Source organism: Adhaeretor mobilis (genome assembly GCF_007741515.1).
GTDB lineage: Bacteria > Planctomycetota > Planctomycetia > Pirellulales > Lacipirellulaceae > Adhaeretor > Adhaeretor mobilis.
On record NZ_CP036263.1, the window covers coordinates 1,964,649 to 1,980,606 of the forward strand.

The 15,958-nt window shown below is 55.7% G+C and carries 14 protein-coding genes and 1 tRNA gene; 8 read left to right on the forward strand and 7 right to left on the reverse strand.

Going from position 1 to position 15,958, the window contains the following annotated elements:
• The first annotated feature begins 97 nt into the window (after positions 1 to 97).
• From HG15A2_RS07695 to HG15A2_RS07725, 7 genes are all read left to right on the forward strand, one after another.
• A complete protein-coding gene (locus HG15A2_RS07695) occupies positions 98 to 874 on the forward strand; it encodes an ABC transporter ATP-binding protein (RefSeq protein WP_145059406.1) in 777 nt (258 codons plus the stop codon).
• Complete coding sequence (locus HG15A2_RS07700; protein WP_145059408.1) at positions 871 to 2,139, forward strand: hypothetical protein; 1,269 nt, start codon at positions 871 to 873, stop codon at positions 2,137 to 2,139. Before HG15A2_RS07695 ends, HG15A2_RS07700 begins: the two co-directional genes overlap by 4 nt.
• A 244-nt stretch (positions 2,140 to 2,383) precedes the next feature.
• Positions 2,384 to 2,914: a GspH/FimT family pseudopilin gene (locus HG15A2_RS07705; protein ID WP_145059410.1), complete on the forward strand. Its 531-nt coding sequence runs from the start codon at positions 2,384 to 2,386 to the stop codon at positions 2,912 to 2,914.
• A 56-nt stretch (positions 2,915 to 2,970) separates the two neighbouring features.
• The gene (locus tag HG15A2_RS07710) at positions 2,971 to 3,399 is read left to right on the forward strand and encodes a PulJ/GspJ family protein (protein ID WP_145059412.1); all 429 of its coding nucleotides are present in this window, start codon (positions 2,971 to 2,973) and stop codon (positions 3,397 to 3,399) included.
• Positions 3,389 to 4,048, forward strand: coding sequence for a type II secretion system protein (locus tag HG15A2_RS07715; RefSeq protein ID WP_145059414.1), 660 nt, complete (start codon positions 3,389 to 3,391; stop codon positions 4,046 to 4,048). The genes HG15A2_RS07710 and HG15A2_RS07715 overlap by 11 nt, the downstream gene beginning before the upstream one ends.
• A gap of 70 nt (positions 4,049 to 4,118) precedes the next feature.
• A complete protein-coding gene (locus HG15A2_RS07720) occupies positions 4,119 to 5,018 on the forward strand; it encodes a hypothetical protein (RefSeq protein WP_218932398.1) in 900 nt (299 codons plus the stop codon).
• 143 nt (positions 5,019 to 5,161) lie between these two features.
• The gene (locus HG15A2_RS07725) at positions 5,162 to 6,136 is read left to right on the forward strand and encodes a ThuA domain-containing protein (protein ID WP_145059418.1); all 975 of its coding nucleotides are present in this window, start codon (positions 5,162 to 5,164) and stop codon (positions 6,134 to 6,136) included.
• Between the two features lie 24 nt (positions 6,137 to 6,160).
• Here HG15A2_RS07725 and HG15A2_RS07730 read toward each other — a convergent pair whose 3' ends face one another.
• The 6 genes from HG15A2_RS07730 to HG15A2_RS07755 all read right to left on the reverse strand — a co-directional run bounded on the left by HG15A2_RS07730 (position 6,161) and on the right by HG15A2_RS07755 (position 13,897).
• Positions 6,161 to 6,673: a hypothetical protein gene (locus tag HG15A2_RS07730; protein WP_145059420.1), complete on the reverse strand. Its 513-nt coding sequence runs from the start codon at positions 6,671 to 6,673 to the stop codon at positions 6,161 to 6,163.
• Positions 6,674 to 6,751: 78 nt separating this feature from the next.
• Positions 6,752 to 9,928 (reverse strand): efflux RND transporter permease subunit, encoded by a 3,177-nt coding sequence (locus HG15A2_RS07735; protein ID WP_145059422.1) that lies wholly within the window; start codon positions 9,926 to 9,928, stop codon positions 6,752 to 6,754.
• A 63-nt stretch (positions 9,929 to 9,991) separates the two neighbouring features.
• Entirely contained in the window at positions 9,992 to 10,333 is a 342-nt protein-coding gene (locus HG15A2_RS07740; protein ID WP_145059424.1) for a hypothetical protein, read from the reverse strand.
• 21 nt (positions 10,334 to 10,354) lie between these two features.
• Positions 10,355 to 11,761 (reverse strand): efflux RND transporter periplasmic adaptor subunit, encoded by a 1,407-nt coding sequence (locus tag HG15A2_RS07745; protein WP_145059426.1) that lies wholly within the window; start codon positions 11,759 to 11,761, stop codon positions 10,355 to 10,357.
• Between the two features lie 156 nt (positions 11,762 to 11,917).
• Entirely contained in the window at positions 11,918 to 12,331 is a 414-nt protein-coding gene (locus HG15A2_RS07750) for a hypothetical protein (protein WP_145059428.1), read from the reverse strand.
• 75 nt (positions 12,332 to 12,406) lie between these two features.
• Positions 12,407 to 13,897 (reverse strand): TolC family protein, encoded by a 1,491-nt coding sequence (locus HG15A2_RS07755; RefSeq protein ID WP_145059430.1) that lies wholly within the window; start codon positions 13,895 to 13,897, stop codon positions 12,407 to 12,409.
• A 271-nt stretch (positions 13,898 to 14,168) separates the two neighbouring features.
• Here HG15A2_RS07755 and HG15A2_RS07760 point away from each other — a divergent pair, with 271 nt between their 5' ends.
• Positions 14,169 to 15,647 carry a Gfo/Idh/MocA family protein gene (locus HG15A2_RS07760; protein ID WP_145059432.1) on the forward strand — a complete coding sequence of 493 codons (1,479 nt, stop codon included), beginning with the start codon at positions 14,169 to 14,171 and terminating at the stop codon, positions 15,645 to 15,647.
• A gap of 152 nt (positions 15,648 to 15,799) precedes the next feature.
• Here HG15A2_RS07760 and HG15A2_RS07765 read toward each other — a convergent pair.
• Positions 15,800 to 15,888: transfer RNA gene (locus HG15A2_RS07765), tRNA-Ser, on the reverse strand.
• Positions 15,889 to 15,958: the final 70 nt, after the last annotated feature.

The following is a 15,958-nucleotide window of genomic DNA, read 5'->3' on the forward strand; positions in this document are numbered from 1 at the left end:
AGTCTCTGGCAGGATTTTTGGCGATTTGCGGCTATAAAGGGAGTTGTTCAACGAATACCCTTCAGAAGTTGCTCCCGTCTACTAATCACAGGAACCCATGATTCGCGTCGTCAACCTTACGCAACATTACAGTGTCCGCCCGGTACTGATCGACATCTCTATGGAGATTGCCACGGGCGAGTTGGTCACCGTGCTTGGCCCGAACGGAATGGGCAAGAGCACGCTCATCCAGGCCTTGGCGGGAATCCTCGCTCCACAGGAGGGGTATGTGGAGTTCGACGGTGTCAGGCGCCGCAGCTCTCCCGAGGGAGAACTGGCGATCCGCAGCAAGGTCGCCTACTTGCCAGACAAGCCCTGGCTGCCAACTTCGTGGACCGGGCGCGACTTCATTCTCGCTGCCGCTCAGCTCTACGACATTCCGGCCAGCGGTGCGATGGACCACGCGGAGCGACTGCTCAAGTTGTTTCATTTAGAGAAAGAAGGTAACTGGCCCGTCAATAGCTACTCTGCCGGTCAGCAGAAGAAAATCGCGCTGGCCAGCGCGCTCATCACTGAAGCACCCTATCTATTGCTCGACGAGCCATTTTCAGGAGGGCTTGATCCAGCTGGCATCCTGGCATTGAAGCGAGTGCTCAAACGGCTAGCGCAAGATCAAGACGTGACCGTCGTTATGACCACTCCGGTGCCAGAGCTAGTGGAAGAGCTTTCCAGCCGCGTGGCGATCATCCGCGAGGGGCGACTGGCGACGTTCGATACGGTGGAGAATATCAAACGCGCCGCGGGTGTGGGCGAGAGTCTCGAGGAAGCCCTACAGAAGATGCTTGATCCCGATGCGCTGGCCAATATTGAGAGCTACTTTGAGGAGCTCCCATGAATCACCTAAGACAAGTTACCAACAGGTTCCTAAGACAGCACCCATTCTTGCTTGGGTACCTTGTTTTTCTGCTCTTGGTTATTGTCGTGGAGACATTCTGTGCCCACGTCGTCACACAATGGTACGGAGTTCCTTGGACAGGCGGCTACCTAGTTGCCTACCGTTTCTTTCTTCTGCTCGGATTTTTCTTCTTGGGAATCAGTCGTGCGGTCCAAGGGAATCCAGCCTACCAAGACGAGTATCGCCAGTGGCTGTTGACGACTCCCTGGAGTCCCGAGAAACCCTTGCCACTTGGTCCGGTCCGCTTGACGGTACTCGACCTCGTGTTGTTGCTCGTTGGTACTGTGGTCAGGCCTGTGGATAGTGCACCTTGGGCGGTCGCGCTGGCGTTTCTGGGCACCTATTCTGGTGTGCTCATTGCGACCAACTATCGTAGCGGGCAAGACGGCGCGACTTTTTTCTGTATTACTACAGCATCGCTTTTGCCGTTGGCAATTTTTTACAGCATCACCGATTCGATCGATTGGCCAGTCTTTGCCCTACTTTTTGTGATCACTGCCGTTTGTCAGTGGGCTTGGCTGAGAACGCTAAACTCATTTCCTTGGGAAAACTTGCCGGGATGGAAATTCCAGTTCTTGGGATCAAAAACCAAGAGACCAGAGCGACGCGACAACCTGTGGCCTCGCGTTCATCCATGGGAAGAGTTTGACGTCCAGACGCAAGTCACTCCGAGACAAATCCTCTACCTCGCTTGCCTGTGGGGTTGGGTGGCAGCAATGACTGTCTTCACAATCCAGGAAACGATAAAGTCTGCCGTTGGCGATTACAGCGAGGAAGAATTCGCACTAGTTGCCAGTTTGGCGTGGGGCATTCCGCTAGTGGCGGCGGTTACGCTCGCCTTGATGCGTTTTATTCGTTACCGACCGCATTGCTCGCCTCCGCTCAGCCTATGGGCTAGATTGCGTACGGGGCGCTGGCTGCTTTCTAAGCACGACCATGTTTATACTGCGCCCCTGGCAGTTCTACTTGGTGGACTAATGGGGGCAGGAGTGTTAGCACTGCTGCCATTTCACTTAGCTCTGGAGGCGTTTATTGGTACAGCTATACCGACTGCTCTCGCCTTCGGCCTGGGCCCGTCGCTCGCCGAGTGGCGGCTGACCGGTGGCTATCGCATGTCGGTCGCTCCGCCAACTGAAAACCGCACTCAGTGGGGCAAGGGAATCGAGCAACCAAGCAGACCTCCGATGAGCGTCCATTCGCAGTAGAGATTGGCCACCTAGGATGCCGCCTGATGACGGTCGGTGCTATGGATTCGCTGTGGACCAGCGAAGTTCTCACCCTCAGGGACGGTCCTTGTGAGCCTGCGCTGGCGATTTCTAATCCGGTCAAGCAGGTTGTAACACTTACGCCGCCCACTACGGACTCTCTCCTCTCGCTCAGTAAGCTACGTTTTTACTGTGCCTCCCTGCGCATTTTGCGCTAAGGCTGCAATGACCAACGAGCTTGCAAATGAATCCATCGAGTCTTGTATCAAGAGCTCAGCGCTCAAGTACCCGTCAAATAGATCGCCAGGGATTTACGTTGGTCGAATTAGCGATGGTCCTGCTGGTCATGGGTATCCTTGTCGCTGTGGCAGCTCCGAAGTACTGGACAGCGATCACCCAATATAGTTGCGACTTAGCGGCCAAGGAAATGGAAGCGGATCTCGCTTATGCCGCTGGTGTCGCCCAGCACACAAGCCAACCCGTTACTGTACAGTTCAACACCGCCAACCATAGGTACCGAATCCTCGGCGTCGACGATCACGATCACCCTGGGCAAGTTTTTGAGAGGAACCTCTCCACCGGCTCTGCCGGGGGCGTCACGCTGCTCTCGGCTGATTTCGCGGGGACCCAGGAAGTGACTTTCGACATCCACGGCCGGCCCGATTCCGCCGGTGTCGTAGTGTTGGAAGCTTCTTCAGAGCAACGCACTATCAGTGTGGATGTTACGGGCAGATCGGTTTCAGCGGTGACCGCAACTTATAATACCGGACCTTAAAAGGGTTTTCTTGTAGCTGCTTCGCTGAAGGTAACAAAGACTGTTCCGAGAACACCATGATATCACGTACTCCAGCACGACGCGGCTACACGCTAGTTGAGCTCATGCTCAGCTCGGCGATTACCGCCGCGTTGACAGGTGGGTTGGCGTCTTCGCTATACATCGCTTCCCAGTCTTTAGACGTGGCCGATGGCGAGTGGCAAGATACACGCGAGGCGCATCGCGTGCTCGCGACACTGAATCGCGATGTGCAGTCGGCACTGTCGTTTTCTGAATTGACGTCTACTTCTGTCACGATGGAAGTCCCCGATCGCGACGGTGATGACGCAGCGGAAACCATTCGCTACTCCTGGAGTGGCACGGTTGGCGATCCGCTCACGTATCAATTCAATGGCGGAACCGTGCAGACCGTTGCTGGAGATGTGCAGTCGTTTTCCTTGGAATGGGTCTCCAGGTTGATCGAAGGAGTGACACGTGGGTCTTAGAAGTTTACTCGTAGCTAGTGCGCGGCATCCTCAGCGCCGCGCTTTCACCATGGTCGAAACCGTTATTTGCTCATTGCTGGTGGGAGTTGTGATTACTGGGGCTTTGGCTTCGCTAGGGGCCTCAGTGCGGACCCAAGTGGAGATGACCAGTCTGATTGATGGTCCGCTTCTGGTGGATCAGCTTCTGGCCGAAATTATGGCGCTTCCCTACAACGACCCAGAGAACAACGGGAATTCTCTTGGCACGAACGCTGGGGAGAACGAAACGGACCGTACCACCTTCGACGATGTCGATGACTACGACGGCTGGTCGGCCAGTCCCGCACAGAACCACGATGGCACGGCTATGGTGACTTACTCAGGCTGGTCGCGTAGCGTGGACGTGGCATGGGCCGCGCGAACTAATGGTGGTGTATGGGGATTTTACGATACCGGACTCAAGCGAATTCGCGTCACCGTGACTGCCCCGGACGGTACCAGTACCGAGCGACTTGCCTATCGCTCAGAGGATGGTTCCCTGGAGCAGAAACCCGCGGTTGATCGCACAGCGGTTACTCAATTACAAGGCAAACTTCAAATAGGCAGTGGTAGTGCTGCTCAATGGACCACGAACCTCCTGAACCACGCGGAGGATCCCAATGCGAGCTAGGTGGATATCCCGCAGGATGCGTCGGGGATCAGCATACATCTCCGTCGCCGGCGTAGCGATGCTGGTTTCAATGATCAGTCTGACCTCCATGCATTTGTCGCGTTTGGAGCTTCGTGAATCCGTATCTCGCAGCGACATGGCCTATGCGAAGTGTTTAGCTCAATCGAGTGTCGAATTCGCTTTGGGTCGAATGAGTTATTATAGCAACTGGAGAACTCGCTACGCACACGATGAGACGATCAGCGTAAGTCCTCCCGACTCCGACGCAACCCTGAGCTATCGGTTGCTGGACGAGGACGGGGATCTGGCTGATGATGTTGATGATCCCGTCGAAATTCAGGGGATTGGTCGCTTCGGAACGGCAACCTACCTCCACAGTGTGACATGTGCGAATCGTAACACTCAGACGAAAAACTTGGGGCCGCAGGAAGTGAAAAGCTACGATGAAGGTTACAGCACCAGCGCGCCAATCAGCAATAGCAACTATCTTGGACAGTACTTCAAGCCAGTACTTCCTCCTGATGCATTAGATTGGAGAGTGAGTAGCGTCGAAGTTTATGCCGGCAATCAAAGCTTGGCGATTAGAGTGCTAGGAGTGAAACTCTATGCAGCTGATTCGAGCGGCATGCCTACTGAACAACTCGATTCGGACAATGTGGTTCTCGTTGCGTTGACGGGCCACGCGTGGCGCACCGCGACATTTGAGAATCACTCAGGGCTCGATCCCGAGGGCGGCTATTGTATCGGTCTGGAAGGAGACTCTGGGAATACAGCGGCTGACATTCGCTACCATACCTCCGTCTCGCAAACAAACGCCCACCTTCTGCGCGGGGGCAATAATGTTTGGTGGTCAAGCGAACCCACCCAATCGTTATTGTATCGGGTGTACGGCGAGTACACGACCATTGATGGCGATGTCAATGAATTCCAGATCGAACCTGGCAGCTGGAAGCGCGTCGCTGCACCTTAGAGGTGTCGATTGCTCTGTTCGCCTGCCCGCATGCTAGTAGTTTGCGACACTGAATCTACAGCTCGCAAGGTAGCCTATTTGCCCCTTCTTCGTATATGTTAGTAGCAACTGACTACTAGGTTCTTTCACGGAGACGTGTGTCAATGAAATCGCTAATTGTCGCTATCTGTTTGCTCGGATCTCTCTTGGCAATGCCCTCCCGAGCAGCCGAGCCCCTCAAAGCACTGATCATCGATGGCCAAAACAATCACGAAATGTGGCCCAAGACCACATTCATGATGAAAAGGTACCTAGAGGATACGGGGCTATTCGAAGTGGACATCGAGCGCACGAAGTTTACTTGGAAGGGCGAGTCGCAATTGCCGGACTATCCGTTGGAGGGCATCGAAACACAGGTGGTCGGCAAGCCGAGGACCGACCCTGATTTTTCGCCTACGTTTTCCGACTACGATGTCGTCATATCCAACTTCGGCTACAACGCTGCGCCGTGGCCTGAAGAGACGAAGAACAATTTCGAGGAATACGTGCGCACAGGCGGCGGCTTTGTGGTGGTGCACGCGGCCGATAATTCCTTTGGCGATTGGACCGAGTTCAACCAGATGATCGGGCTGGGAGGCTGGGGCGGCCGCACCGAGAAGACAGGCCCCTATGTGTACTACAACGACGAAGATGAAATCGTCCGCAACACTGACCCGGGTAAAGGTGGCAACCACGGACCGCAGCATGAGTTCGAACTCGTCACGCGAGTCGAAGATCACCCTATCACCAGCGGCATGCCCAAGCGTTGGCTACACACCAAGGACGAGCTCTACGAACGCCTGCGCGGTCCGGCCGAGAACATGACGATCCTCGCAACCGCCTACGCGCATCCCAAAAAGAGAGGCAGCGGTCGCCACGAGCCCATGCTCATAACCATCGACTATTATAAGGGACGCATCTTCCACACGCCCTTGGGTCACGCGGATTACTCCATGGAGTGCGTTGGCTTTATCACCAGCCTACAACGCGGCACCGAATGGGCCGCCACAGGTAAAGTCACACAAGAAATCCCTGAGGACTTCCCCAACGAGGAAAAATCCAGCGGGAGGAAGTACGAGCGGGAAGCCGTGTCGCAGTGATCGGTCGGTGACTTCAGCTTCGCTTTAGTGATCCTCGTGCTCGTCGTGATCATGCTTGATTTCGCCACGATATTGCTTGCCTTTTATCGTGAGCACGAGCGTAGCTTCGCGGCTTTCAAGATCCTCGGCCAGATGCACGTCTGAGGATTCAAATCTCGAGGAAGTTTCGGCAGGGTCGGTCGTGTCTGCATTGGCTGTTAGTGTGAATTGCTCTGCTTCGCCGTCGTGGCTCAGGTTGACGGTGACCTCGCTCGCCTCAATCGCGACGGATTCTTTGGCGGTAGAATCTAATACATAGATCGTGATGCTGCCTGCAATCTCGTCGTGGATCAGCTCGGCATGGTACTCCTCGTTACCCAACTCGATCAGTTCGCCCTGATGAGGCCCTTCGGTGGGATGCGCATCAACCACGCCAGCGCCACCATTACCCGTATCTTCTCCGCCAGGGCTTGCGTCTTCGCCGGAACAGCCAGCCAGGATCAGTAGTGCGAGGCTCAAACTCGCGGATAAGCCAATAGTTGTCGCGTGTGTTTTCATCGTTCGTCTCCTCATCGATTTAATAGAATTGCCACAGGGGCGTAGGAATATTTCCACTCCATCGGGTTGCATCATAGGTCAGGCAATCGCACTCTCCGCGACGAGTTCGACTCGTGCGCTGCCCCGTTCAAGCGCTCGTTGCGCGGAAGCCATACCTAGTTGCCAGAACAGGGCAGGGCGGACAAGAAACTCCAGCAAGGTACTCGTCACGAGCCCGCCGATAATGACCGTTGCGACGGGATAAAGAATCTCTTTGCCCGGCTCGCCCGCGGCCATAGCTAAAGGCACGAGCCCGATACCTGAAGTCAGCGCCGTCATTAGTACTGGTGCGAGTCGATCCTTGCCGGCCCGCACGATCATGTCGCTCGTCCACTGCTCTCCTTCGTGCTTTACGAGATGGAGGTAATGGTTGATAAGCAGGATTCCGTTACGCGAAGCGATACCACATAGCGAGATGAACCCGACCATACTGGCCACGGTGAGCGTTTGGTTGGTGAGATAGAGCGACGCCACGCTTCCGATGAATGCCATGGGCAGTGCCACCATCACCTGGAGGGCAAGATTCGCCGAGCCGAACATCTTGAAGAGTACTAGGAACATACCCACTAGCGAAATGGTAAATAGAATCGCAATCGCGCGAGATGCCGACTGCTGACTCTCAAATTGCCCGCTAAACTCAATAAAGTAGCCAGTTGGCAGTTCTTCGCGCACCCGCGTTAATCGCGTCTTGATGTCGCCCACGACATCCACGAGTCCTCGACCCGATACATTGCATTGCACCACGATGCGGCGGCTGACTTGCTCGCGATTGACCGTGTTAGGACCGCCTGCCTTGTAAATGCGAGCGACGTCTTCTAGCTTCACGCTGCCACCGTCGGGCAAGTCGATGCGCAGGCGTTTGAGGGCTGCCATATCTTCGCGGAACTCCTCCTCCAGTCGCACCAACAGATCGAAGGAACGTTGCCCGTGAAGGACCTGCGAAACGACTTCGCCTTGCATGGCTGTTTCGACGAATTCATTCACATCGCTGCGCCTCAGACCGAAAGTCTTGAGCTTCGCTCCATCGGCCTCAATGCGAAGCTGGGGCACGATGGTTTGCTGTTCGACTTGCAGATCACGGATGCCGGGAATGTCTGCAATTGTGTTCTTGATTCCCTCAGCCTGACGGCGCAATTCGTCTAGGTCTTCGCCAAACAGTTTGATTGCAACCTGTGCCTTCACGCCCGAAAGCATGTGCGATATCAAGTGCGCAAGCGGCTGCTCGACCGAGGTGACAATGCCTGGAATGTCTGCCAGCGCTTCGCTGATCTCTTCGAGTACTTCTTCGCGAGATCGCTCGCTGTGGGGGTCGACGGTCGCGATAAATTCTGACACGTTCACGCCCTCGGCATGTTCATCGAGCTCGGCTCGTCCGGTCTTGCGAACGAAGGCGACCAAATCGTCAATTTGTGCGAGGCGCTTCTCGACTCGGGCTGCCACTTGGTTGGAAGTTTCCAGCGAAGTCCCCGGAGGGAGCAGCACATTGATCTGCACAGCACCTTCATTAAACGGTGGCAGGAAGTCATTCTCCAGCTGCAGCAACGCCCACCCAGCCACTGCGACAGCCAAGGCGGCAGCGGCAAGGATTGGCCACGCTACTCGCAGGCTTATGCGAATCGCAACCTCGGCGATGCGTTTCAAGCCGCGTAGGAGCAGGCTGTCGCGTTCTTCATGGCCCTCTCCTTTGCGGTTGAGTAACCAGTAGCTCAGCACGGGAGTCACGGTGAGTGACACCAGTAGGGACGAGGCGATGGACACCAGATAGGAAATGCCCAGCGGCGTGAACAGCCGGCCTTCCATGCCTGAAAGCGCAAATAGCGGGATAAATACAATCATGACGATCAGTGTGCCGAAGACAATCGAGTTCCGTATCTCAACGCTTGCTTGGTACACAACCAGTAGCGGGTGCTTCGGGCTCTTGCTTAGCCGATTCTCACGCAGCCGGCGAAAGATGTTTTCTACATCCACGATCGCGTCATCCACTAGCTCGCCGATAGCAACCGCCAGGCCGCCGAGGGTCATCGTGTTCACCGAGAGCCCGAACGCAGCAAAGACGAGCGCCGTGATCGCTATCGACAGCGGAATTGCGGTGAGGGTGATCAGCGTCGTGCGCAGATTCATCAGGAACAGAAACAAGATAATCACCACCAGCACGGCACCGTCGCGAAGCGCTTCACTCACGTTGTCGATTGCCAGATCAATAAACTCCTTCTGCTGGTAGAGCTCGGGGTGGACGACGACATCGCTTGGCAAGGCGGATCGCATCTCCTTGAGCGCGGCAGTCACTCGATTAGTGACGGTCCGCGTATCCGCTTCCGGCTGCTTGAGAATCGTGAGCAGTACCGATGGACCGCCGATCATCTCGCCTTGTTCGTTTCGTGCGAACGCGGAGCTATCTCCCCGTTTGACTTGGGCGCCTTCCTCAATGCGGGCAATTTGCGCAAGCGTGATCGATTGCCGATTCCGCTGCTTCACCACGATGTCGCCAATTTCCTGCGTGGTGCGGACGCGTCCCAGCGAACGGACGAGGAACTCATTGGGACCCTGCTCGTCAAGGTAGCCGCCAGCGGTGTTCTGGTTGCTGTCCGCAATCGCCTGCTTCACTTCATGTAGCGACACCCCAAACTGCTGTAAAAGATCGGGATCGACCAATACTTGGTACTGCTTGCGATCCCCTCCCATGACAATCACCTGAGACACGCCGGGAATTGTTAAAAGACGCTGTCGCACCGCCCAATCGGCGAGCGTGCGTAGCTCCATTGCAGATGTATCCCCTTCGGCCGTCATGCCGATGATCATAATTTGGCCCATGATCGAGGAGATTGGCATCAACTGAGGAGAGACGTCTTCGGGTAGTAGGTCGCTAGCAAGTGCCATGCGTTCGGCAACGACTTGCCGATCGTTATAGATGTCCGTGCCCCAGTCGAATTCCACGTAAACCACTGAGAGCCCAATGCCGGAGGAACTTCGAACCGCTTGAACGCCGGTAGCTCCATTAAAAGCCGTTTCCAGCGGGAACGTCACGAGGGATTCAACTTCTTCAGGCGCCAGCCCGTGAGCTTCGGTCATGACCACAACGCGGGGCCGGTTGAGATTCGGAAACACGTCAATCGGCAACTGAGTCGCCTGCCACGCTCCATACCCAAGCAATGCCAGCGCAGCTGCCGCCACAAGTAGCCGGTTATAGAGCGCAAATCTGATAATGGCGTTGAGCATGGAGAGTCTAGAGTTGAGGGTCTAGAGACTAGGGTCTAGAGGTTGGTGGTTGGTGGCGTTCAATTAAGTTGTGGCGGGTCCGAATCGCAGCCAAGCTCCAATCGTTGCGCTCGCTAGGACGATTCCCAACCCAAAGCAGGGCCAAAAACTAAGCCCGAGCTGCTTGCTAAATGCTAACGGCACGAAAAACGGCAATCCCAGCGGCACGAGAATTAACGTCTCTCGTGCAAGTCGTGAGATGGTCGCCAAGTCGCGATGTTCCACCCAAGTGAAACCGAACGCGAGTAAGCTAACGATGGGAAGACTCAACAACAGCGCTCCTAGTCGAGGCTGTTTCTGAGCCAGCGTGGAAGTTGCTGCGATGAGCACGGCCGATATAATGACTTTTGCAATCTGCCAGTACATAGTTTTCAATCCCTCTAGGTCTCAGTGATTGTGTCCGGCATGTGGGTCGATAGCTCCGCCGGACTTGTTCTTCAGAGCTAGGTGCATTTGATACGCGCCCTTTCCAGCGATCACATCGCCAGGGAATAGTGCGCCATCATTGGCAACCACGATGGCGTCCTGTTCGCGATGTAACACATGCACTGCGATTTGATCGAAGTGGTCGCCATTCTGGCGATACACGTAGTTCTCTGCACCTTCCTCTGCGAGAGCTGTGGGGGGCAATACAATTTGATTCTCCCAGGTTTCCACAGGGATATGTATTTGCATGCGCTGTCCCGGCTTGTATCGCCATTCGAGAAATCGCCTCTTACCTTTGCCATTACGATCAAGGGCCACCTCATTAGGAAGGCGGAGGTACGCTTTCAGTGCCCGTGAGGTTGGGTCGATTTGGTCGGCCACGTTGAGCAGCTCTAATCCTTTGACGGTTGCCTCTTGCGTATCTCCATTTAGCAGGCGGGCGCTCACTTCTTTGCCAGATTTCGCCGCTGCCCGGATCGCTGCTGCATCGTCTGCAAAACCTAGCCCCTCTACGTGGAGCTCACAGTGGTCGCTCAAGACAGCCAGCTCTTGCCCCGCTTCCACCTGTTCCCCTCGGGCAATTTTCAAGCGTTGGACAGTGAACAAGTGATGGCCTTCGTCTATTGCCTCCGTATCGCTGTGCTGTGGCGCGTGGACTTTTAAGCTGCGAAACAATCGCTGCGAGGTTCGAATGTCAGCAATTTGCTCCTCGCTCAATCCGTGCAGCAGCATGGCTTGCTCATCAGCTCGCAGTGCGACCTCCAGCTTCTGCTTCTCGTACTTTTGCTCCAAGACTCGTTTCCCGGCTACAACTCCTTCGCCAAGGCTTTCCAATCGACTGATTTCCTGCTCGGCTATCTTCAGATTGGCAAGTGTCTTCAGGTAGTCTCGCTGCGAAACGACCAACTCTTCGTGCGTGAGCTCTAGGTCGAACAGCTCATCCCCGGCATCTACCGCTTCGCCATCGACGGCATGAATGGCAGAGATGTTGCCCGTAAACGGTGCCGTGATGTGAATTTGCGACCGGCCTGGTCGTTCGACAACAATTGCCGGCAGCGTGAGACTCCTCTCATAGTCGGACGCCTCTACGGTAAACGGCACGAAGCCAATGTTCTTGAGCCCCTTATCGCTCAAGTCGACCGAGGCAGTCGCGCTCGCTGCGCCGTGATCGTGCCCAGCATGAGGGTCGACGTGATCAGTTCCTCCGGTCGCAACTTGGGAGCTACGAACCAGTGGTAGCCAGCGATCTTGTGTGAAGTAGCCAGCGGCAGTCAGCAGCACTAAGCCAACGATAATAGCAGGAGTAACGGCCCGCCGCTGCGATGGTGTCGTCTGCGACGAGTTTTGGGGGGGCGTGTGCGTAGTCATAGAACGGGGCTCCCAACCAGCAAGCGCTGCACAACGGCAGGCTCGGAGGCAATGGGATACGATGAAGGCTAAACAACAGAAATCAAGAACCACAGAGAGGAGCAATAACGAGAAACGCCGCAGCAAGCTTCAAGACGCTCAGTTATCGCCAGTGGCTCAGATGAGTTGTACGTTCAGCGCCAGATGGGTGCGCACCGGTGGCGCCGGGCAGAGTCTGACCGAAGCAGCAGCTTCCGATGTAAATGTCGCGGGTAAGCAACAACCAGCGAGATCGCCAGCTGCTTCCAGCGCATTTAGCCAAGTGCTGTCGAGAAGCAAGCTCGGCAAGACGCTAAACTCACCAGCCGTCCATAGGCAATTGCGGTGATCGCACTCGGTGGGAGCAGCCGGCTGAGGGATCGGCTCTTCAGCATGCTGGCAAGCTTGTGGGCACTTGCGGTGATGAGCGTGTTCCAGGCTCTCAGTTGGGCAGCAAGAAGCGCCGGCCGCATGAGAATGATGCGCGCAGCAGCCAAGCGATGCGTGAGCCAAGATGGCTAAGGCAAGCAGGCTTTTGATAACTTGCTGCACGGTCAAATCGCAATGGGGTAATAGCAACACTGGGTGACGTCATTATAGCCAAGACCTCGTGAGATGGCGACCTCGTTATTCTCCGGAGACGGTCGCCAGGCTGTTCTCGAGTAGCAGTCCATCGATGCGGTTCTTACTTTGCCAGAGGGACTTTAGGGCATCGAGATACGAGAGATTCGCCTGTGAGAATGTTTGCTGGGCCGCTAGCAGGTCAAGGTAGCCCACTTCGCCCTCTTCGTAGCCTCTCTGGACTAGCGAGAAGGTTCTTTTCGAGCGGGGTAGCACCTCGTTCTCGTAGGTGGCAGCGGTGACTCGAGCGTCGGCGTACTGGCGAACGGTGTCGGCCAGTCGCCGCTGTAGATTCAGCTCTATACGTTCGACATTTCGCATTGCCTCGCTGATCTCTGCCTGCGCTTGGCGAATGCCTCCCTGGTTGCGATCCCAAATAGGCAGCGGAATGCCCACTTGCACACCGGTGATCGTGTCGCTGGTCGAATCGTCATACTGCACGCTCACCTGTGTGCTGATGTTGGGCACCGACTCAACGCACGCTCGATTGAGCGCCCGGCGGGCTCGCTCGACCTGGGCCATCGCGATGGCCAGCTCGGGGCTTTCTGTTTGCAACCGTGCGAGTTGTTCCTGCCAATCGAGCGCCTCGGGCAATGCGCTCACATCGCCGGTCAGTTGTTGAAACGCGAGTTGGCCATTTGCAACCACGGCAGACAATTCGCGCCAGGCTTGGTCTAATCCATTTTCTGCGGTTCGCAGCATTACCCGAGCGTTCTGTTGCTGGATTTCCGTTTGCAACAATCCGGCCAGGGGTATCTCTTCCGCTTCGAGCAACGACTTGGAAGCGCTTGCCGCTTTGGTGGTCACTTGCACGAGTTCTTCAGCCAACTCAACACGTCGTTGGGCAAGCAGCGCGCCATAGTAGCTTTGTCGTACGTCGGTGCGAACTCGGGCCTGCGTGGCGGCAAGCTGCTGCTCTGCTCGGTGTATTTCTGCCGCGACGATTGCTCGATTGCGTTGGAGCTTCTGCGCCGTAATAAAGTTCTTGCCAACAAACACTCCCTGCTGACCGGCCGCCCCATCGTTACCAATTTCGCCAGCGGTGTAGCCAACCGTCGGATTGGTCGGCAGCCCCACTTGCACCCATTTGCCGCGCAACGCGCAGATACGTGCTGCCTGTTGTGCGATCGCCGGATTGCTCTCGAAAGCCAACTCTTGAAGTGCCTCAAGCGTCAGTGCACCAACGCTTTCGCTAGCGATTGCTGGCAATCGTTGTGGCTCTGGTAGTGCGGCCTCGTTCTTAGTCTCATCAACTGCAGAGGGCTGCAGCAGTTCCGATGAATCGGGCTTCGTATTCTCAGTCGAGCCGCTATCGACATTAGCGATATCAGCAAATTCAGACTGCTTCTCCTCGGCAGACTCTTGATAGCTCGCCCGAGTAATTGCGGCCGAACCGATCATTGCAGGCGCACGCAACGGAGCAGATTTGTGCGCATCCGACGCGCAGCCGACTGCTAGCAGTAACGCCAACGGACAAAGAAAATTAGTTTTGATCATATTGTTCCCCTTCGTCCCCCGTTATCGGCGTTCTCGGGAGGGAGACTCAGGCAAGACATTGCGCGACCCGGAGACCTTACCTAGCTTGGCCATTGTTTTTCCCTAGGTGGGAACGGAAAATAAGCGAATTCCTCAGCCTCTATAGGGCCTCTATGCGTCAATTGGCCTGGGCCGGCTGCACGGGAGCAGTTCAGTGAGTACATTGGCGTGTGAAGCGATTCTTAAGAAAAACAGAAAACACGACTTCGATATCAGAAAAATGGGAGACCAGATGAACAACGAATCAGTCACACGGCGCAACTTCATAAGCGGCACGGTAGCTGGGGTCACGTCGCTGGCCATGAATACCAAGGCATTGGCGGCGACCACGGGTGCTCAGGGGAATGCGAATGAACGTTTGCGAATTGGCTTCATTGGCGTAGGCGGGCGTTGCAACGCACATCTGGACAGTGCGATCGCGATCTTCAAGAAATCGGGAACCGTTGAGCTTGCCTCCGTATGCGACGTGTTCAACCGTCGCATAGAAGAAGCGGCTACCAGAGTCGAGCAGGGCACCGGCAAGCGCCCCACCACGACGAGCGACTATCGTGAAATTCTCGCTGATGACTCGATCGACGCGGTGGTCATCGCAACGCCCGACCATTGGCACGCGCGGCAAACGATTGACGCCTTCAACGCAGGCAAGCATGTTTACTGCGAGAAGCCGATGACGCACAGCGTGGAAGAGGCGCTGGAGGTGCATAAGCAATGGAAGCAGTCTGGCAAGGTCATGCAGGTGGGCGTGCAATCGACTTCGCTACCCGTTTGGGACCACCTGAATCTGGCGATTCGCGAAGGCAAGATCGGCAAGGTCATGCAGTACCAAACGGAGTACTTCCGCAATTCAGATATGGGGCAGTGGCGCTACTATCCATTGGCTGAGGACATGACTCCCAAGAATGTCGATTGGAAGATGTTCCTCGGAACTGAATTCGGACTAGCCCCAGACATGGCTTTCGATCGTGCGAAGTTCGCCCAGTGGCGTTGCTACTGGGCATTCGGCTCAGGCATGTTCACGGATTTGTTTGTTCATCGCACAACGACCATGCTCAAGGGTACTGGACTGCGATTTCCAGGGCGTGTTGTTGGAGCGGGCGGACTATTCCTAGAATACGATGGCCGTCAGGTTCCCGATGTGGCAACCGTGGTTGCCGACTTTGACGAGGGTGTACAAGGACTAGTCACCGCAACTATGTGTAGCAACAATACGCCAATCAAGCAGGTCATTCGGGGCCACCACGGGGCGATGGTGCTAGGATCGGGCGATGCATTCACCGGCTACGATTTTGTCGCTGAACGCCCACAGGTGACTCACGACAGCTCGATTGTTGACGAACGAATTGAGTTGGGCAGAATCGGAAATCAATCGCTCGCTCACTTCCAAAACTTTGTCGATGCTGTTGCTAAGGGTGATCCCGAAGCGGTCAATTGCACTCCCGAACTGGGGGCTGCCGCGATGACGGTGGTGAAACTCGGCACGCGAAGTTACCGCGAAGGCAAGGTCTTCCACTTCGACAAGGAGAGCATGCAAATCTCCGACGGATCTCCAGCCTGGGCAAAAAAATGGGAGCAAGTGTCAGCCAATCGTGGCACACCCAATCACGTGCCCGGCTGGACAGCCGGAGACACAGGGAGTGTCATGCACCCGCAGTCTTACCAACGCCTAGAAGGTGAGTGGAACGACGGCGTAGATCCTGCGAAGGTGAGTTGAACGGGGAACTCGATTGGGGACCCGAATTTGGACTTGCAAAAAAGATCCACTGGCCGGGGTGTTCAAGAACCCCGGCCCATAGGTCTGAAACGGCCCGCATACCTACCGGAGTACGAGCCGTGCTTCTTTGGAAATTGAAGCATCATATGGAGCGGAGAGGACAGGATTCGAACCTGCGGACCAGCGTGAACCGGTCACCGATTTAGCAAACCGGCGCTTTCGACCACTCAGCCACCTCTCCAGGTGGACGGGATAAACCCGTGGGCGGAACACGCGGGGTGTTCCTCTGCGAACATAGATTCTAAGCGAAA